The 17,042-nt window shown below is 35.0% G+C and carries 21 protein-coding genes; 6 read left to right on the top strand and 15 right to left on the bottom strand.

Going from position 1 to position 17,042, the window contains the following annotated elements; all coding sequences use genetic code 11:
- Window positions 1–5 precede the first annotated feature (5 nt).
- On the top strand, window positions 6–1,220 hold the full coding sequence (locus ABD692_RS20410) for a 3-deoxy-D-manno-octulosonic acid transferase (RefSeq protein ID WP_344769948.1): 1,215 nt from the start codon (window positions 6–8) through the stop codon (window positions 1,218–1,220).
- Window positions 1,221–1,252: 32 nt separating this feature from the next.
- Here the strand turns inward: ABD692_RS20410 and ABD692_RS20405 are convergent, their stop codons facing one another.
- The 8 genes from ABD692_RS20405 to ABD692_RS20370 form a co-directional block, all read right to left on the bottom strand.
- Window positions 1,253–1,873 (bottom strand): HAD family hydrolase, encoded by a 621-nt coding sequence (locus tag ABD692_RS20405; RefSeq protein WP_344769946.1) that lies wholly within the window; start codon window positions 1,871–1,873, stop codon window positions 1,253–1,255.
- A gap of 6 nt (window positions 1,874–1,879) precedes the next feature.
- The gene (gene hemH / locus ABD692_RS20400) at window positions 1,880–2,890 is read right to left on the bottom strand and encodes a ferrochelatase (RefSeq protein WP_344769944.1); all 1,011 of its coding nucleotides are present in this window, start codon (window positions 2,888–2,890) and stop codon (window positions 1,880–1,882) included.
- Between the two features lie 97 nt (window positions 2,891–2,987).
- Complete coding sequence (locus tag ABD692_RS20395; RefSeq protein WP_344769941.1) at window positions 2,988–3,662, bottom strand: fatty acid desaturase; 675 nt, start codon at window positions 3,660–3,662, stop codon at window positions 2,988–2,990.
- Window positions 3,663–3,732: 70 nt separating this feature from the next.
- A complete protein-coding gene (locus ABD692_RS20390; RefSeq protein ID WP_344769939.1) occupies window positions 3,733–4,581 on the bottom strand; it encodes a 4-hydroxy-3-methylbut-2-enyl diphosphate reductase in 849 nt (282 codons plus the stop codon).
- Window positions 4,582–4,611: 30 nt separating this feature from the next.
- Window positions 4,612–5,268 (bottom strand): carotenoid biosynthesis protein, encoded by a 657-nt coding sequence (locus ABD692_RS20385; protein ID WP_316762565.1) that lies wholly within the window; start codon window positions 5,266–5,268, stop codon window positions 4,612–4,614.
- Window positions 5,238–6,335: a glycosyltransferase family 2 protein gene (locus ABD692_RS20380; RefSeq protein ID WP_344769936.1), complete on the bottom strand. Its 1,098-nt coding sequence runs from the start codon at window positions 6,333–6,335 to the stop codon at window positions 5,238–5,240. Before ABD692_RS20380 ends, ABD692_RS20385 begins: the two co-directional genes overlap by 31 nt.
- Window positions 6,332–6,970, bottom strand: a complete 639-nt coding sequence (locus ABD692_RS20375; protein ID WP_344769934.1) for a 1-acyl-sn-glycerol-3-phosphate acyltransferase — start codon at window positions 6,968–6,970, stop codon at window positions 6,332–6,334. The genes ABD692_RS20380 and ABD692_RS20375 overlap by 4 nt, the downstream gene beginning before the upstream one ends.
- A 32-nt stretch (window positions 6,971–7,002) precedes the next feature.
- Window positions 7,003–7,512, bottom strand: a complete 510-nt coding sequence (locus ABD692_RS20370; protein WP_316762573.1) for a phosphoribosyltransferase family protein — start codon at window positions 7,510–7,512, stop codon at window positions 7,003–7,005.
- 187 nt (window positions 7,513–7,699) lie between these two features.
- On the opposite strand from ABD692_RS20370, the gene ABD692_RS20365 reads away from it, so the two are divergent.
- Window positions 7,700–8,407 (top strand): head GIN domain-containing protein, encoded by a 708-nt coding sequence (locus ABD692_RS20365; protein ID WP_316762575.1) that lies wholly within the window; start codon window positions 7,700–7,702, stop codon window positions 8,405–8,407.
- 129 nt (window positions 8,408–8,536) lie between these two features.
- Here ABD692_RS20365 and ABD692_RS20360 read toward each other — a convergent pair whose 3' ends face one another.
- The 5 genes from ABD692_RS20360 to ABD692_RS20340 form a co-directional block, all read right to left on the bottom strand.
- The gene (locus ABD692_RS20360; protein WP_316762578.1) at window positions 8,537–8,941 is read right to left on the bottom strand and encodes a hypothetical protein; all 405 of its coding nucleotides are present in this window, start codon (window positions 8,939–8,941) and stop codon (window positions 8,537–8,539) included.
- Between the two features lie 63 nt (window positions 8,942–9,004).
- Window positions 9,005–10,417 (bottom strand): 23S rRNA (uracil(1939)-C(5))-methyltransferase RlmD, encoded by a 1,413-nt coding sequence (rlmD, locus tag ABD692_RS20355; RefSeq protein WP_344769929.1) that lies wholly within the window; start codon window positions 10,415–10,417, stop codon window positions 9,005–9,007.
- Between the two features lie 175 nt (window positions 10,418–10,592).
- Window positions 10,593–10,703 carry a hypothetical protein gene (locus tag ABD692_RS20350; RefSeq protein WP_025145553.1) on the bottom strand — a complete coding sequence of 37 codons (111 nt, stop codon included), beginning with the start codon at window positions 10,701–10,703 and terminating at the stop codon, window positions 10,593–10,595.
- 169 nt (window positions 10,704–10,872) lie between these two features.
- Window positions 10,873–11,142 carry a hypothetical protein gene (locus tag ABD692_RS20345; RefSeq protein WP_344769926.1) on the bottom strand — a complete coding sequence of 90 codons (270 nt, stop codon included), beginning with the start codon at window positions 11,140–11,142 and terminating at the stop codon, window positions 10,873–10,875.
- Complete coding sequence (locus tag ABD692_RS20340) at window positions 11,139–11,627, bottom strand: PH domain-containing protein (RefSeq protein WP_344769924.1); 489 nt, start codon at window positions 11,625–11,627, stop codon at window positions 11,139–11,141. The genes ABD692_RS20345 and ABD692_RS20340 overlap by 4 nt, the downstream gene beginning before the upstream one ends.
- Window positions 11,628–11,921: 294 nt before the next feature.
- Here ABD692_RS20340 and ABD692_RS20335 point away from each other — a divergent pair, with 294 nt between their 5' ends.
- The 4 genes from ABD692_RS20335 (at window position 11,922) to ABD692_RS20320 (ending at window position 16,096) form a co-directional block, all read left to right on the top strand.
- Window positions 11,922–12,380, top strand: coding sequence for a DoxX family protein (locus ABD692_RS20335; RefSeq protein WP_344769922.1), 459 nt, complete (start codon window positions 11,922–11,924; stop codon window positions 12,378–12,380).
- A gap of 62 nt (window positions 12,381–12,442) precedes the next feature.
- Window positions 12,443–14,146, top strand: coding sequence for a M28 family peptidase (locus tag ABD692_RS20330; protein WP_344769920.1), 1,704 nt, complete (start codon window positions 12,443–12,445; stop codon window positions 14,144–14,146).
- A 14-nt stretch (window positions 14,147–14,160) separates the two neighbouring features.
- Entirely contained in the window at window positions 14,161–15,633 is a 1,473-nt protein-coding gene (crtD, locus tag ABD692_RS20325) for a 1-hydroxycarotenoid 3,4-desaturase CrtD (protein ID WP_344769918.1), read from the top strand.
- Between the two features lie 55 nt (window positions 15,634–15,688).
- Window positions 15,689–16,096 (top strand): acyl-CoA thioesterase, encoded by a 408-nt coding sequence (locus ABD692_RS20320; RefSeq protein WP_316762606.1) that lies wholly within the window; start codon window positions 15,689–15,691, stop codon window positions 16,094–16,096.
- On the opposite strand, the gene ABD692_RS20315 is transcribed toward ABD692_RS20320, so the two are convergent.
- Both ABD692_RS20315 and ABD692_RS20310 read right to left on the bottom strand, forming a co-directional pair.
- Window positions 16,093–16,602: a shikimate kinase gene (locus ABD692_RS20315; RefSeq protein WP_344769915.1), complete on the bottom strand. Its 510-nt coding sequence runs from the start codon at window positions 16,600–16,602 to the stop codon at window positions 16,093–16,095. The two genes, ABD692_RS20320 and ABD692_RS20315, sit on opposite strands and share 4 nt — an antisense overlap.
- The gene (locus ABD692_RS20310) at window positions 16,599–17,042 is read right to left on the bottom strand and encodes a DinB family protein (RefSeq protein ID WP_344769913.1); all 444 of its coding nucleotides are present in this window, start codon (window positions 17,040–17,042) and stop codon (window positions 16,599–16,601) included. Before ABD692_RS20310 ends, ABD692_RS20315 begins: the two co-directional genes overlap by 4 nt.

Raw genomic sequence — 17,042 nt, 5'->3', positions numbered from 1 at the left:
AATCAATGCTTTTACTTTATACAATAGGAATTAAACTTTATAACTTAATTATTTGGATTTTCGCCTTTTTTAATCAAAAGGCGGCACAATTTATTTTGGGCAGAAAACAGATTTTCAGTCAGATAGCAGAAAAAGTAAGCCCAAATAACCAAAACATATGGTTTCATTTTGCTTCTTTAGGGGAGTTTGAACAAGGCCGACCAGTTTTAGAGAAAATAAAATCATTACATCCTCAAAAAAAAATAATTGTTACTTTTTTTTCTCCTTCGGGATATGAGATCAGAAAAAACTATGCTTTGGCTGATGGAATTTTTTATTTGCCTTTAGATAGCAGCAAAAATGCGAAGCGATTTATTGAGATCGTTAATCCTGAAATGGCCATTTTCACCAAGTATGAGTTTTGGTATTACTATTTTAAAGCGCTGCATAAAAACAAAATCCCTTTGTATTTAATATCTGGTATATTTAGAAAAGAACAGATTTTTTTTAAGGGTTATGGCGGTTTTTACAGAGATATATTAAAATGTGTTACTCATTTCTTTGTTCAAAATGAAGAAAGTGATTTGTTATTAAAATCAATTGGGTTAAGTAATACAACTATAAGTGGCGACACTCGATTTGATCGGGTATTTGAGAACGCGGTTGCGCCTAAACAATTACCAGAAATTGCAGCTTTTTGTGCAGGTGCGCCTGTTTTAGTCTGCGGAAGTACCTGGCCAGAAGATGAAAAATTATTGACCAGTTTAGCGGCAAAATACCTGGATTGGAAATTGATTATTGCTCCACACGAAATTGATGATGGCCATATTCAAAGCATTCAGGCTTTATTTCCGCAAGCGATAAAATTTTCGGATTTAAAATCTCAAACTCCAGGTACGGAATCTCAGATTTTAATTATTAATAATATAGGCATGCTTTCTTCCCTATACCAATACGGCAAGGTGGCCTACATTGGTGGCGGGTTTGGTGTGGGAATACACAATACACTTGAAGCGGCGGCATTTGGTTTGCCAGTAATTTTCGGCCCTAAATACAGTAAGTTTCAAGAGGCTAAAGATTTAATCGCAATTGATGCTGCAAAAAGCATTTCATCAAATGAAGAATTAATTGCTGCATTTGAGCATTTCAATCGAAATGACGAATCATCAATTGCAGCAAAAAAATATGTTAACAGTAAACAAGGTGCTACTGAAATAATCCTGTCGAGTATTAATTTGTAATTAGTAGATAATTAAAGTAGGGAAGACTTAACTTATATCTGATCTACCCTAACCCAATCCATACCAGCACTAATTGCGGCTTGCACGCCAGGTTCTCCATCTTCGAAAACCATACATTTTGCCGGGTTTACATTTAAAATTTCTGCTGCTGCCAGAAAAGGATCGGCAAAAGGTTTACCTCTTTCTGTTTCGCCTGCACAAACCAGAGCTTCAACATAGGGTAGCAAACCAATTACGGCTAAAGTTTTCTCAACCGTTTTCCTGCTTCCGCCAGAAACTACACCAATTTTAACTTTACCCACATTATTTTTAAGGTGCTCGGCTACAAATTCTATAGGGAGTGTGGCCTCAATATAGTTCTGAAAAAAAGCTTCTGATTTTTCAATAGCAAAAGTTACCGGGAGTTGTACCTGATATCGCTTAGCAATTTCTTCTACTACCAAAACAGTTGGCCAACCCGCTAACTCATCAATAATTGCGGTATCTAAATCGAAGCCGTACTTCGCAGCAACAAGCTTATACGATAACCTATGCGCTTCCATATTATCGGCCAATGTTCCATCACAATCGTATAAGAAACCTTCGTAATCACCAGCAGTAAGTTCCCTTAGTTTATTAAGTTTATCTGCGCTTGTTTGTTGTATATCAATCATAATATATTACTTCACCATTCCAGCCAAAGCATCAATAAACTTCGGATTATCGTTTAAACTTTCCACTAACTGAACATGTTCGCCACCTAAAGCCTTAAACTCTTCGTGATACTCTACTGTAATTTCATATAGGGTTTCTAAGCAATCGGCAACAAAAGCAGGACTAAAAACTAATAATCGTTTTTTGCCTTCAGAAGCTAATCTTTTTAAAACATCAGTTGTGTAAGGTTGAACCCAAGGCTCTTTACCCAGGCGTGACTGAAAACAAACGGTATAGTTTTCTTTTGAAATATTTAGCTTCTGAGCGATTAATCTTGCCGTGTCGTGCCCTTGAGCAGAATAGCAGTATTTATTGGTGTCGTTTAAAGTTTGGCAACAATCTGCATTTTTAAGACAATAGTTACCTGTATGGTCGCACTTTAAAAGTTGTCTTTCAGGCAAACCATGAAAGCTGAATAAAATATGATCGTAAGTTTCGGGGTTATGTTTTCTGGCGTTTTCAGCAAAAACCTCAATCATCAATTCATTATCGTGAAACGAATTAACAAAAGAAATGGGTGGCATAGTTGGCCATTTGCTAACCAATTCCATAACGAGTTGCATTACTGAACCCGTGCTTGCTGAAGCATATTGAGGAAACATTGGAATTACCTGAATGCTTTCTACCAAGCCTGCTTTTAAATTTGCTAAAGCAGATGCAACAGATGGACTTTGATAACGCATGGCCAGTTCTACATGGTAATCATCTCCCAGTTTTTCTTGCAGCATTTTAGCTTGCAACCTACTGTAATACAATAATGGCGAACCATTTTCATTCCATATTTCTTTATAAAGCTTGGCGGTTTTAGGACTACGGAAAGGAACAATAATACCCTTAACCAGTAACGTTCTGTTAAATGCAGGAATATCAATTACTCTTTCATCCATCAAAAACTGATCTAAATACTTTCTTACATCAGGTACCGCAGGACTATCAGGTGTTCCTAAATTAACCAGTAAAATTCCCTTTTTGCTCATTTATAAATAATATGTTTTGTGCCGCAAATATCGTTTTTTTATTGTTTTCAACCTATCTCAAAAATATGATAGCCGACATTTTTCAGTCAAATTACCATCAGTTTTTCGTTTTATACAGTTGCCACCAGGGCGTTGCTGGTTTTTGATGATGCTCTAAGTGATAACCAAAAAAATAACAGGTTATAAAAGCGATGAAATGATTTTTATTTAAGGTTGAAGAATGGTATTCGTTATCGTGTTCACCTTTATGTGGCAAGTAGGTACCGAAATAAAAAAGCTGAAACGTACTTAGCAGCGATGGCAAAACCCAAAAAAGCAGTAAGTTTCTTTCATCAATCCAGATTTTTAAAACATTATACGCAACCGCCATTATGATAAGTTGAATAATGGTTACATAATTTAACATAAAGCTTAAATACCATTTCCAAAAGCCATGCGGGGCAAAATCGGGGTCGTCATTGGTATGAACGTGGTTATGGTGTTTGTGGTGTTTTTTGAAAAGTGTATTATAAAAAAAGCCTGCGTACAAGAATACTGCGGTATAACCAACTACCTTATTAATTATCTTGTTTGATGAAACTGTACCATGCATGGCATCATGGGCGGTTATAAACAAACCTGTAAATAAATGCATCTGCACCAGAATCATTAAATAAACAAGTGGATTACTCCATGAAAAATCCCAGTTTAGAAGAAAAAACAGACAACAGAACCAGCAGAAAATCACCGATAAGGCAACGAAAAATCCAGTAAGTTTTATGGCTGTTTTCAAAAAATATTTATGATGAGTTATTGTGATAAACAATAAAATCGAGAAAATGATTTACAAAATGTAAATTAGGTTAGTATTGCTCGAGCGCAGATTTAACCTTTTCCATTAACCACATGGGGGTTGATGTTGCACCACAAATCCCAACTTTATCATGCGCTGCAAACCAATTTTTATCTAATTCCTCTACATTAGAAATGAAATAAGAATTTTCATTATACTTTTTGCACACATCATACAAAACTTTTCCGTTTGATGATTTCTTACCTGAAACAAAAACTATTTTATTGTAGTTGCTTACAAAGTTCTCTAATTCCTGGTAACGGTTTGATACCTGTCTGCAAATGGTATCGTTCGCTTTAACTTCGTAACCACGAGATAACAACTGATCTTTTATATGATAAAACTTATCTACACTTTTTGTGGTTTGGCTGTAGAGTGTAAATTTTGATGGCAATTCTACATGATCCAATTCTGCCAAATCCTGAAAAACAATTGCCTTTCCATCGGTTTGCCCTTGCAAGCCAATAACTTCTGCATGCCCGTGTTTACCAAAAATTAAGATTTGTTCCTCATCATCGTGAGAATTCTTAATCCTGTTTTGCAATTTTAAAACAACAGGACATGATGCATCTATTAAGGTAAGGTTGTTTTCTAGGGCAAGCATGTAAGTAGAAGGTGCTTCACCGTGTGCTCTAATTAAAACTTTTTCGTTTTTTAAAGTTTTCAGCACTTCATGATCGATGATTTTAAGCCCCATATTGGTTAGGCGATCCACCTCTTCATCGTTGTGTACAATATCACCAAGGCAGTATAAACTTCCTTCATTTGCCAAAATATCTTCGGCCATTTCGATAGCGTAAACTACGCCAAAGCAAAAGCCTGATGATTTATCTATGGTAACTTGTAAATTGTAACTCATTGTATTGCAAAATTAAGCAAAAATATCCTATCATCTTGTCATGTACAAGACAACAAAAAATATTAGTTGAGAAATGTACATGGTAGTTCCGATATACTTTTGCTGCTTAAGCCCCAAAGCGTAATAAAATTTCAGTAAAATTACCGACACAATAAACCAGGCAATATAGTTTTGAACAGGAATTTTATGCCAATCCCAGTGCCAATAATCGAATTTCATCGCTACAGGTTCTAAAAAGAAATCGAAAATGATCAGGCATAATCCACCCAAAAGCGAAGCTAAAATGCCATTTCTAATTTTAAGGCTTTTTATCATTTGCCCTGTGCTAAAGATTAGAATTACCCAATTAACGCCCATTAACAGTGGAACTGTACCAACTTTAACACCTAATGTGGTGCCGTAATAATAGCTGCCAAAAATTTTACCTGTTTTTACGCCTAAAACTTCGACCAAAAACCCGCATAGAAATACACCACAAACAAAAAGTAAAAGCCTTTTAACATCTGCATTGTACGAAAAAACAATAACGGCAAACATTAATAGAAGATGAAAAGGAACTAATTTTATAAAATACGGTTGCGCAGCAGGAATTAAAAAACCAACTAAACCGACAGCATGAAAAATTAGGATAACGGCAACCGCCAAACGTTTTATTCTTAAATCTGCCTGATCAATCTGCCCTTCCATGTGCCTTTTTTAAATAAATAATTTTTTATTGAAATCATTGAAATTAAGAAAAAAAACAACATCTGTAAAGGGTGTAAAACTAAATTTAAAACCACGTTCTGTCCCGATAAAAAAGATATCATTAATCTAGTTAAAACAATTAATGTTAGTGGTAAAACCAGAAAACTTATATTAAGGTTTAAAATTAAAATAAGCGGCCCAACAATTACCAAAAGCTGGTAAAGTAATAATATTATGATGTTATTACCAAAACCTGCAAGTAAATTTTTACTAAACCCGTTTACACTTTCGCCCAGGTTTTTATACATTCTACAGTAAATTAACCCATTAGCTAATAAAGCTTCTACTTTAAAACCTTCTTGTTTAAGTTGTTTAATAATTTCTACATCTTCCACAACCTGGTTTTTAACCCGATAATGCCAGTTGTTTTCGCGGTAATTAGTGGCATTAAAAAACATACATTGACCACTTGCAGCGGCAAACGCTGGGTTTTTAGAAAGCCGAACCAGCCGAAGCGGTAAAAGATTCAGCAAAATAAAATGCATTAGCGGAACCGTTAATTTTTCGCCCGTTGTTATCATTTGCTGGTTGGTAAACAAACTAAGCAAGCTTAATTCGTTCGTTTCCATTCTGAAAATAAGGCTGTTAATTAAACCTCTTTTAATAACCTCGTCTGCATCAATAAACAAGAAATATTTGCCATTAGCCATTTCTGCAAGCTGATGACAAGCGAAATTTTTACCTAACCAATTCTTTTGTAATTCGGCTCCCCGCACCACTTTAAACTGAGGATTTTCTTTAGAGAAATCGTTAACGATATTAAATGTAGCATCCTTACTCCCATCATCTAAAACAATAACCTCATAATTAGAATAATCTTGTTCTTTTATAGATTGAAGTAACTGAAGAATATTTTCGGCCTCATCTCTTGCAGGAATTAGAATCGAAACTTTATCCTTATAATGTTTTATTGCTCTGGGCAATCTCGGATTAGAAAGGAAGTTAAAAACAGTAACCGAAAACCTGATGACTAAAAAAATAAGAATAGCGTAGATAAAAACTGTCATTCGGTTATTTTTGTTTGTTTAGCAAGCGAATGATCGTAATGTTTATTGAAGGCACTTTTTAGGAGTTGCAAACTAATGTATTCTTCGCTCTCCCAGTTTTGTAAATAGGTATAAGCCGATGCTTTTCGTTTGGCAAAGTAATCGATAAAGGTAGCCGCAAAAATGATATTGATTTTCTTTTGGCTTGCATTAATCATTTGCATCACCCCTTTTTCAAAAGAAATATTTTTTAAATGATTGGAATACAATTTACCTTGAGGGAAAACTAACACCAGGTTATCGGGATTATCGAGCAATTTACCTGCATAATTTAAAGTTTCTAAAACATCTTTCCCACTATGTTCTGCAGCAAAGGCGCCAAGGTATTTTAAAAAACCAACTTTATTATAGTTCTCCGCATTTACCAGAACATGAAATTGCTTTTTAAAAATCTTTTTGTTGATGTAAAATATAAAGAAACCATCCCACCAGCTAAAGTGGTTTGCGAGAATTAAAACGGATGAATCTTTTTTAAGTGCTGCCCGATCAAAATTAAAAGCGGCGAAATCTTTATCTATAATGAATTGAATATACCAGCTGAAAAATTTATGAATGACTGTATTTCTTCGGGGCTGATACATTTCGGGAAATTGCAAAAAATTGGGGTTAATTGCAAATGAACTTCGATTTAACTCAGATAAACTCTGTCTTCCTCGCCTTCTACATCCATTACAACATCTACATGTTCTTTTAAAATGGTAGCCAGCTCCAGTCCTACAAAATCGGTAGCAATCGGGAAAATTTTATGACTTCTATCAACAAGTACAACTGTTCTGATCTTTTTATGTGGCGTATTTAAGAAAACACCTAAGCCATAAGCTAACGTTTTTCCACTGTTTAAAACATCATCAACCAGAATAATTACTTTGTTTTTCCACTGGCTTTCATCTAAATCTGTTGACGCGATAAGTTTACTTGCTTCTCTTTCCAGATCGATACGAAGTAAGGTGAGTTTAAAGTCAGAGATTTTTTTCAGCACTTTTTCCAATCTTAAGGCCAGTTTATAACCTCTATCCCAAATTCCGGCAAGTACAATTTCTTTTTCGTTTAGGTTATCTTCCAAAATTTGGTAGGCTATACGATCTATTTTTTGTTGTATTTGTTTTTTATTCAGAATAAGGAATTGCGATGCGGCCATTTCAAAAAGGTTTGAATACAAAAAGAACGATTTTAAGGATTAAATTCAAGCATTTTTAAAAATAATTTAAATCGTTTGCAACGTTTTGCCAATGGCAACGTCTAATGATTAACCAAAAAACAAAATCAATCCACTATTTCGGCTCATAAAAATTAAAATAAACCCGAAGCATTTAATTAAACATATTATGAAAAACATCTTAAAAACATCCGCTACCCTATTATTTATCGTTGTAAGCAGTTATATAACGAAAGCACAGGACACTAAAACTGTCGAGATAAAAAACATTAACAGTGTAACCGTAAGTAGCGGCATTGATTTATACCTAACGCAAGGCAATAGCGAAAGTTTAAACATTAAAGCAAGTTCCGATCTATTAAAAAACGTTGTTGTTGAGTCAAGTGGAGGAAATCTAACGATTAAAATGAAGGAAGGCATCAACTGGGGTAGTATGTTTAAAAACCAGACAATTAAAGCTTATTTAAACTTTAAAACATTGTCGGCATTAACGGCTTCAGGTGGAAGCGATGTTTACAGTCAGAATCAGGTTAAGGCAGATAAATTTGCTTTACGTTCATCTGGTGGCAGCGATGTTAAGCTTAACTTAATCTGTAAAGATTTACAATTACAAACTAGTGGCGGCAGTGATGTTAAATTAACAGGAAAAGCAGAAAATATGGTATTACAAACTAGTGGTGGTAGCGATGTTGATGCTTATGATTTCGTTGTCGATTATGCAAAAGTAACTGCATCTGGAGGTTCTGATGCAAATATAAATGTAACAAAAGGTTTAGAGGCAGGTGCTTCAGGCGGAAGCGATGTACATTATAAAGGAAATGCTTCATTAAAGAAAACATCATCATCTAAAAGTGGCGATGTTACAAAAGTAAATTAGTAAGTTTAGTTTAAATCATTTTATTAGCGCTGTTTTGCATGGGCAAGACAGCGCTTTTTTTTGAAGGTGACGACAGGTTAAAAGGTTTATACTGCCAATCATTTCTGAAACCTAATGTCGTTCTCTTTTCTAAGCTTTTTTATAAGGATAATAAATAAAATTCGCTCCTTCTGGTACGATTACAAAAACACACATAAAGTTCTCTGGCTTTTTGTAAACCTTTAAAAACGGCTCTTTTTTCTCTTTATTAATAATTCCTTTTTCTACAAACTCTTCTAATGTTGATGCTTGAATAGACCAATCGGTATTCAGCTCTTCCCTATTCAGAATAAGTTCGCCAATGCTTACCTGGTGTTGATGCGCTATAAAAATTGGATGAGCTGAAATTCCCTCAACCATAATTTCTATTGCTACTTCTTTAATTGTATCTGAATAAAATTCTAAATCTTTTTCTAAACTAACTAAAGGGCTCTCTTGTTTTTTCGGTGCGCCGCTATCTTCTGGCGTTGCGTTTAATAATTCTTCTCTATCCATTTATAGTAAAAGTATATGGTTTAAGGGATAAGGTTTTGACAATTAATTTAAGGCAATCATACCTTATGCCTTCAACCTTAACAATACTACATTTTCTACATGTTGTGTATGTGGAAACATGTCAACGGGTTTAATACGAACAACATCATATTTATCCTTTAATAGCTCTAAATCTCTTGCTTGTGTAGCTGCATTACAACTTACATAAACAATTTTTTCGGCTTCCATTTCTAATAAACGTTGCACAACATCGGCATGCATACCTGCTCTTGGCGGGTCGGTAATTACAACATCAGGTTTGCCATGTTCTGTAATAAACTCACCTGTTAAAATGTCTTTCATATCGCCAGCATAAAAAATGGTATTATTAATTCCATTTAATGCTGAGTTAAATTTTGCGTCTTCAATTGCAGTAGGCACATATTCTACCCCTACAACCTGTTTAACATCTTTAGCTATAAAGTTTGCAATGGTTCCTGCACCCGTGTATAAATCATAAACCAGTTCATCGCCTTTAAAGCCAGCAAATTCTCTCGTAATTTTATACAATTCGAAAGCTTGTTCAGAATTGGTTTGATAGAAAGATTTAACGCCAATTTTAAATCGAATACCATCCATCTCTTCAAAAATATGATCGCGACCTGAAAAGGTAACAACATCCTGATCAAAGATTGTATCATTTTTCTTTTGATTAATGATGTACAATAAAGATGTGATTTGGGGAAATTCGGTTTTCAGGAAATTCATTAAACCATCAACTTGTTCTTGCTCTGGATAGGCAAATACGACCGCAACCATTACTTCTCCAGTTGATGAAGTACGAATAATCAGGTTGCGCAAAACCCCCTCATGGTTTCTTAAATCGTAAAATGAAAGCGAATTTTCGAGTGCATATTTACGAACGGAATTTCTAATTTGATTAGAAGGCTCGTCTTGTAAATAGCAGTGTTCTATATCTAAAATTTTATCGAAACGCAATGGAACGTGAAAGCCAAGTGCATTCATATCGAAATCTTCGTCGCGTTCTATATCGGTTCTATCCAACCAACGTTTATTCGAAAACGTAAACTCTAATTTATTGCGGTAATATCTGTTGTTTTCCGAACCTAAAATCGGCTCGGCAAACGAAGTATCTATTTTTCCAAGGCGCTGTAAAGCGGCCTCAACATTTTTTTGTTTAAATTTTAATTGAGAATCGTAACTCATGTGTTGCCATTTGCAACCTCCACAAGTACCAAAATGAGGACAAAACGGATCAGTACGCAAAGCTGATTTTTCATGTAGCTGTGCGATAATGGCTTCAGCAAAATTCTTTTTCTTTTTGGTTAAGCGAACATCAACCACATCTCCTGGAACGGCTTTATCCACAAAAATTACCAATTCATCGGCTTTACCTACACCTTTTCCTTCTTCGGCGATATCAATTATTTGTACGTTCGGAATTATAGTTACCGTACCTGGTTTTCTTCTACTCATTATGCCGCAAAGATAAGGGTAAAACCTGAAAGACTAAAGTGGAAAGCTAAGGTAAGAATGAATACAAATAAGTACAGTAGAAAAATATGAAATACGAATGTAATCTGAAAATAAAAGGCAATAAAAACCCGCTCAAACAGTAGCGTTTGATTTGGTAATTTTTAGCTATGAATGATTATTTGCCAAAAAACTTAAATGCCGCGCCCCAAAAGCCATCTAACCAGTTAAATTTTAAGTCAAATTTTTCATCTACCTGTACAGAAAACTCTAATATTTCTTTGCTCATGATAAAAAACTTAATCTATTTAAGCAATAATACAAAATTCAGACCAAAAACCCAAACGGTTCAAATTAAATTTAAGTTAAAATTACATGAATGATAGAATTAAGGTTTAATAAGATCTATATCTTTTGGGATGTGAAAAGGATGAGCTATTTATTCAAGTTGTTATAAATTACTTGCCATATTTTTTTCTAATTTTCTCTGTGATGACTGCTAAAATTAGGGAAACAATAATGTAATTAATTGTCAAGAAGTATGGATTTAATTTTACTCCCAAAGAATCTCTTAAAACAATCAAAGGATAGGAAAAAAATGTTGTAAGTCCACTGAAAATTTTGGCAACAGCTCCATCACTATTTTTAGTATCCGCCCATCCAGCGTAAATAACCATAATGAGGAAAAAGTAAAGAAATGTAAAGAGCAATATTAATTTAATTTTCATGGCAAAAATGCGAATAGTTTTGTATGATACTTAAATTTACTGAGATTCAAATACCTGTCAATATTCAGAAGATCAGGATAAAGTAAGTTGTTGATTATAATTTCTCCAGAGTTTGTTACAATTATTGCATAGTAGTATTCCTCTGAAAGAAGCCTACCTGAAGCGTAGCCTGTTTCATACATCGACACCGACATATAAAGATCAATTCGCACAATATCTTCATCTTTTATAATCTGCAAAGTTTCTCCTTGAAAAACCTTCATGCCATCAGTAGTAAATTCTATCTGCATATCTTTAGCTTGCATATAGTAAGTGTAGTGAAGAATTGTGACTGGAGAGAAACCAAGTGTCATGAATATTATAAACAATTCAGAACCTTTAAACTGTGCTAACAATGCAATGGTAATTATTACAAGATATAATACAATAGATAATAAGTTTTGCTTTATTAAAAGATAGTGATTCCGTAAAGTGACACGATGCATAATTATGGTAGGGAGGCCTTATTTTACTACTTTAGTCTTTATAAAAATCGAATATATTATTTTAAATTTAAAAGGAACTAAATTTCGATAACAGTCTCAAAAAAGAGGGGCTTCGCTGAAAGAAAAATCACATTTATCTTGCTGGGGTTTAACGAACAAGAAACGACCATATTTTCGTTTTGAACACGACAAAAATACTGACAATCAAAACGTTTCAATAAACTGATTTTTATTGGATTACGTTTATTAAATCCGTAACTTAATACATCATTTCACCTAAAAAGGAGGTTCATCATGAACGTAATCCGTAAAATTGAACATTGGGGCGATGTTCATCAAACAAAATGGCTTGATTTTCTCAGAATTATATTAGGCTTGATTATTTTTGGAAGGGGCGTTTCTTTTATCAGCGACACTACAACACTTCAAAATCTAATTACAGAGAACAATGTTTTTGGCTTCTCGGGCGTATTAATCAGTGTAGCGATACATATCGTTGCGTTTGCTCATTTAGTAGGCGGCATTTTAATAACGCTTGGTTTGGTAACACGTTTTGCAGTGGTTATTCAAATTCCAATACTACTGTTTGCGGTATTTTTTGTAAACCTTACCAAAGGATTTTCGATGCTAAATTCTGAGCTTTGGTTATCGGTTATAGTGTTATTTATGCTAATTCTGTTTTGGGTTGTTGGCTCAGGACCATTATCTGTTGATGAAGGTTTAAAAAACAAAAAAGGCAAGCGTTACGATTAACAAAAAGCTTAGCCAAATTAAAAACTATTCTTAGTATCTTTCAGCCTTTATAGCTGATTTTCATGAAAACTAAGATATTTTTAGGCCTGCTTTTAGCGGGATTTTCGAGTTATGCGCAAAACTCGCCAGAAGCAAATTTCAAATTAACCCGCCCTGCATTTAAAGAACAGAATGCGTTTCAAACCACGGCCTTTGTAGAAAAGTATTTTCGCTTGCCTGGCAACACGGGTTTTGATGCAAGTATTCATCATGTAGAAGATATTTTAAAAAAGGCAGGTTTTGTAGCGCAAAAACAAAATGAGTTTGAAGCACCGTTAACTTATCGCATCGAAAAACGAGCGATGAAAAACAAAACCTGGGAACCTGTTAACGCAAATATCGATATCGTTGGAGAACAACAGCCTTTGATTTCTTTCAAAACCAATCGCAACATGATTCCGATTAACTGCCAATCTACACCAGCAGAAGGTGTTACGGCAGAGGTGGTTTACATTGCCAAAGTTGTTCAAGCCGAAATCGATAAAATGGATTTAAAAGGGAAAATTCTTTTTTCAGAAACCAATCCAGCCCGATTATTGGCTATGGCAGCGAAAGCTGGTGCTGTTGGCGTTTTAGGTTATTCTATGCCTGCCTATACTAAACCAGAAATTCATCAAACTTCAATTCAGTTTGGAAGAATGGCTGCTAATAGTGAGGTATGGACCCTGTTGTTATCTTACGGCGCTAAGGAAAAGCTAAAAGCAGCTTGTTTAAAGGGTTCTACAAAACTGAAGGTTAATATTGAAACTAAAATCTATCAGGCTGAGGAATTAACCATTGTAGCCAATTTAAAAGGCAGTGAAAAACCTGATGAACGCTTCGTATTCAGTGCCCACGTTCAGGAACCTGGCGCCAATGATAATGCCAGCGGTGTAGGTACGCTTGCAGAAATGGCCAGATTAACGGCTGAACTTTACAAGGCAAAAAAGATTAGTCCAAAGCGCAGCTTAACCTTTTTATGGGGCGATGAAATTGTATCGACCAAAAGATACATTACAGAAGATACCACTCGTGCAAAAGGTATTTTATGGGGAATGAGTTTAGATATGGTTGGCGAAGACACGCAAAAAACGGGTGGTTCTTTCTTAATCGAAAAAATGCCAGACCCATCTGCAATCTGGACACGAGGAACGGACAAACACACGGAATGGGGTGCTGGAGATGTGACGGAGAAAGACCTTTTCCCGCATTATTTCAACGATTTTATTTTCGATATCTGTAAAACTCAAGGGAAATTCGCAAACTGGACGGTTAACTATAATCCTTTTGAAGGTGGAAGCGATCACACGCCTTTTCTGCAAAATAAAATTCCAGGCTTGTTAATGTGGCACTTTACAGATGTTTTTTATCATACAGATAATGATCGATTAGATAAAGTATCGCCAACGGAAATGAAGAACGTTGGTATAAGCGCTTTAACCGCTGCTTATACTTTAATTTCTGCCGATGAAAGCACAGCAACCGCAACGGTTTCGCAAGTTAAAGCTGACGCTTTGGTTCGACTTAAAACTGAATTTGACCTCAGTAAAAAAGCAATTGCAGACGGAAAATCTGCGACTGATGAAAAACACATTATAGAGGTTTGGAGTAAATGGTATATTGATGCTTTGGCTACGATTAATAAAATGCCAGTTAAACCCGAAACAACAAGAGTGGGTTCAGCTATAAAAGTTGCTACTGGCGAAATTGAAAAACAAACAAAAACTTATTTAGAAGAGTTAAAGTAGTTCAATTGCATTAAATGCCAAAAGCAATAATTATAGGTTCGGGAATTGCAGGAATTGCAACTGCAATAAGATTGGCGGTAAAAGGTTATGCAGTAACGGTTTTCGAATCAAATTCTTATCCTGGCGGAAAACTTACTGAAATTAATATCGATGGTTTTCGTTTTGATGCTGGACCGAGCTTATTTACCATGCCTCAATACGTAGATGAACTTTTTACGCTTGCGGGTAAAAATCCTAGGGATTACTTTCGATATGAGAAACTGGAAGAAATTTGTAAGTATTTCTATGAAGATGGCTTGTACTTAACTGCATCAGCTGATCTAAATGAATTTGCCAAAGAAATTGAGCAAAAAACCAATTCATCGGCAAGTGAAGTTTATAAATACCTCTCTAAAAGTGAAGCCATATACGAGATAACACATAAGGTTTTTTTAGAAAGAACTTTACACAAACTTAAAAGTTATTTACATTGGGACACGCTAAAATCGGCACTCCGATTTGGTCAAATCGATGCTTTTAGAGATCAAAATAAGGCAAATCAAAGCTTTTTTAAAGACGAGCGAATTGTTCAGCTTTTCAATCGCTATGCTACTTATAATGGTTCCAATCCGTATCAGGCGCCTGCAACTTTAAATGTAATTCCGCATTTTGAATATCATTTTGGTGCGTTCATTCCTGATAAAGGGATGTATAGTATCATCACGTCTTTAGTAAAGCTTGCCAAAGATTTGGGCGTAAAATTTCAATTCGATTGCAGAGTCGAAGAGATCATCTATTCGGCAGATGTTGTAAAAGGCATAAGAATTAAAAACTCGACCATTGAAGCTGATTTAGTTGTTTCGAATTTAGATATCTGGTTTACTTACAAAAACCTACTCCCAAAATTTGAAGCACCTGAAAAATTGCTTGCTCAGCAAAGAAGCAGTTCTGCCCTAATTTTTTATTGGGGTATAAAAAACGAATATCCAGAATTGGGGTTACACAACATTTTTTTTGCAGAAAATTACAAGACAGAATTCGATGCAATATGGCATGATCGAAAAATTCATACCGATCCGACAATTTACCTGAACATCACATCGAAATATATTAAAAACGATGCGCCAGTTAATTGCGAAAACTGGTTTGTAATGATAAATGTTCCTGCAAATAATGATCAAAACTGGGACGAACTTATCGCTAAAGCAAGACAAAATATCATTCAAAAGCTAAGCAGGTTATTAAAGAAAAACATAGCTGAAGATATTATTTGCGAGCAAATTCTCGACCCAAGAAGCATTGAGCAACAAACAGGCTCTTATCAAGGATCATTATATGGCAACAGCTCTAACAACCAGTTTGCAGCGTTTTTAAGGCATTCTAACTTCAGTTCAAAAATAGAAAATTTATATTTCTGCGGTGGAAGTGTGCACCCAGGAGGCGGAATTCCTTTGGCTTTATTATCTGCTAAAATTATTGACGATAATCTGAAGTTTCCCAAAGCCTAAAAGGATATATTTGCTTGCAAGGCATCTGAAATGTCTTTCAATAAAAAATCACTTTATGAATTTTCACACACGCAAATGGATAAAACCCGAAGACTTAAATCCTAACGGAGGATTATTTGGCGGAAGTCTTTTAAAATGGATAGACGAAGAAGCAGCAATTTACGCTATTGTTCAACTTGAAAACCCAAAGGTAGTAACCAAATATATGTCGGAAATTAACTTTGTTAGCTCAGGCAAACTAGGCGATATTATTGAAATGGGTATCACAGCAACAAATTTTGGTACAACTTCGATTACGATGTGCTGCGAGGTAAGAAACAAAATTACCCGTAAAAGTATTTTAACAATTGATAAAATTGTTTTCGTAAACATTAACGATTACGGCGAGCCAACACCACATGGCAAAACGAAAATAAAATATATTGAAGAACAATTTGCGCAGGAAGACGAGGGCAATGCTTAGCTATTTGTTTGCTCTTTAATTGCTTCTTCTAATTTTTCTGCATCCAAATCGAAAGCATTAACAATTACTTTTGCCTGGGTGTAAAAAGGATTACGCTCAGCAAGTTTTACATTTATAAAGTCTAATAGTTGCTCATCATCTAAATCCTTTATTAAAGGTCGTTTATGTCGATTCTGCAACCTAGATACCAATTGAGCAGGCTCTATTTCGAGGTAAACGGTCATGCCATTTTGATTCATCCAATCCATATTATCGAAAAAACAAGGTAATCCACCACCCGTTGCTACAACACAATGTTCAGGATAGCTGTGTGTTTTAAGCGTTTCACTTTCATAATCCCGGAAACCGCTTTCACCAAAAGCTTCGAAATATTCGGCAATTGTTTTCCCTGTTCTGGAAACAATTTCTGCATCTAAATCAATTACTGGGCAATCTAATCTATGTGCAAGTTGTTTAGCTTTGGTACTTTTGCCACAGCCCATGTAGCCGATCAGAAAAATTATCATAAAAGGTTATTACGTTTAAACAAGATATAATCGGTTGCTGAGGGTTCAATTCCAGCAGCTTTAAGCATCGACACAATTTGCCCGCGATGATAAGTTGAATGATTTAACATCTGCATAAACATGATGCCTATCGTATTTTTATGTTCATTGCCACGAGAATCATAATACAAAACTAAGGTTTCGAGCGATAAATTATCCAGGCAAGATTCTATCAATGCAAAATTGTCTTTAGAAATTGCTTGAAAATTATGTTTATCGTGTTCCTGCCAAACTTCAAATACAGGTTTTAACCCAACAATTCTGTTGGCCCAAATATGCTGTGCATTCAGAATGTGGCTAAATAATCTTTCTGCGTCAGGTAGATTTTTATCAATGGAAGAAAAAACATCCATCACCTTTGTGTCGGCTAGTTTTGTATAGGCAATAAATTCTTCAATCAT

The sequence above is a fragment of the Pedobacter ginsengiterrae genome, assembly GCF_039537385.1.
Taxonomy (GTDB): domain Bacteria; phylum Bacteroidota; class Bacteroidia; order Sphingobacteriales; family Sphingobacteriaceae; genus Pedobacter; species Pedobacter ginsengiterrae.
The sequence above is the reverse complement of the archived record's forward strand: the minus strand, read 5'-3'. Positions and strand labels throughout refer to the sequence as shown.

Bases quoted from the DNA above. Each gene is read 5' to 3' on its own strand.
- ABD692_RS20410 (WP_344769948.1), top strand. From the start codon at position 6: ATGCTTTTACTTTATACAATAGGAATTAAACTTTATAACTTAATTATT.
- ABD692_RS20405 (WP_344769946.1), bottom strand. From the start codon at position 1,873: ATGATTGATATACAACAAACAAGCGCAGATAAACTTAATAAACTAAGG.
- hemH (WP_344769944.1), bottom strand. From the start codon at position 2,890: ATGAGCAAAAAGGGAATTTTACTGGTTAATTTAGGAACACCTGATAGT.
- ABD692_RS20390 (WP_344769939.1), bottom strand. From the start codon at position 4,581: ATGAGTTACAATTTACAAGTTACCATAGATAAATCATCAGGCTTTTGC.
- ABD692_RS20385 (WP_316762565.1), bottom strand. From the start codon at position 5,268: ATGGAAGGGCAGATTGATCAGGCAGATTTAAGAATAAAACGTTTGGCG.
- ABD692_RS20380 (WP_344769936.1), bottom strand. From the start codon at position 6,335: ATGACAGTTTTTATCTACGCTATTCTTATTTTTTTAGTCATCAGGTTT.
- ABD692_RS20370 (WP_316762573.1), bottom strand. From the start codon at position 7,512: ATGGCCGCATCGCAATTCCTTATTCTGAATAAAAAACAAATACAACAA.
- ABD692_RS20365 (WP_316762575.1), top strand. From the start codon at position 7,700: ATGAAAAACATCTTAAAAACATCCGCTACCCTATTATTTATCGTTGTA.
- ABD692_RS20360 (WP_316762578.1), bottom strand. From the start codon at position 8,941: ATGGATAGAGAAGAATTATTAAACGCAACGCCAGAAGATAGCGGCGCA.
- rlmD (WP_344769929.1), bottom strand. From the start codon at position 10,417: ATGAGTAGAAGAAAACCAGGTACGGTAACTATAATTCCGAACGTACAA.
- ABD692_RS20350 (WP_025145553.1), bottom strand. From the start codon at position 10,703: ATGAGCAAAGAAATATTAGAGTTTTCTGTACAGGTAGATGAAAAATTT.
- ABD692_RS20345 (WP_344769926.1), bottom strand. From the start codon at position 11,142: ATGAAAATTAAATTAATATTGCTCTTTACATTTCTTTACTTTTTCCTC.
- ABD692_RS20340 (WP_344769924.1), bottom strand. From the start codon at position 11,627: ATGCATCGTGTCACTTTACGGAATCACTATCTTTTAATAAAGCAAAAC.
- ABD692_RS20335 (WP_344769922.1), top strand. From the start codon at position 11,922: ATGAACGTAATCCGTAAAATTGAACATTGGGGCGATGTTCATCAAACA.
- ABD692_RS20330 (WP_344769920.1), top strand. From the start codon at position 12,443: ATGAAAACTAAGATATTTTTAGGCCTGCTTTTAGCGGGATTTTCGAGT.
- crtD (WP_344769918.1), top strand. From the start codon at position 14,161: ATGCCAAAAGCAATAATTATAGGTTCGGGAATTGCAGGAATTGCAACT.
- ABD692_RS20320 (WP_316762606.1), top strand. From the start codon at position 15,689: ATGAATTTTCACACACGCAAATGGATAAAACCCGAAGACTTAAATCCT.
- ABD692_RS20315 (WP_344769915.1), bottom strand. From the start codon at position 16,602: ATGATAATTTTTCTGATCGGCTACATGGGCTGTGGCAAAAGTACCAAA.
- ABD692_RS20310 (WP_344769913.1), bottom strand. From the start codon at position 17,042: ATGATTGAAGAATTTATTGCCTATACAAAACTAGCCGACACAAAGGTG.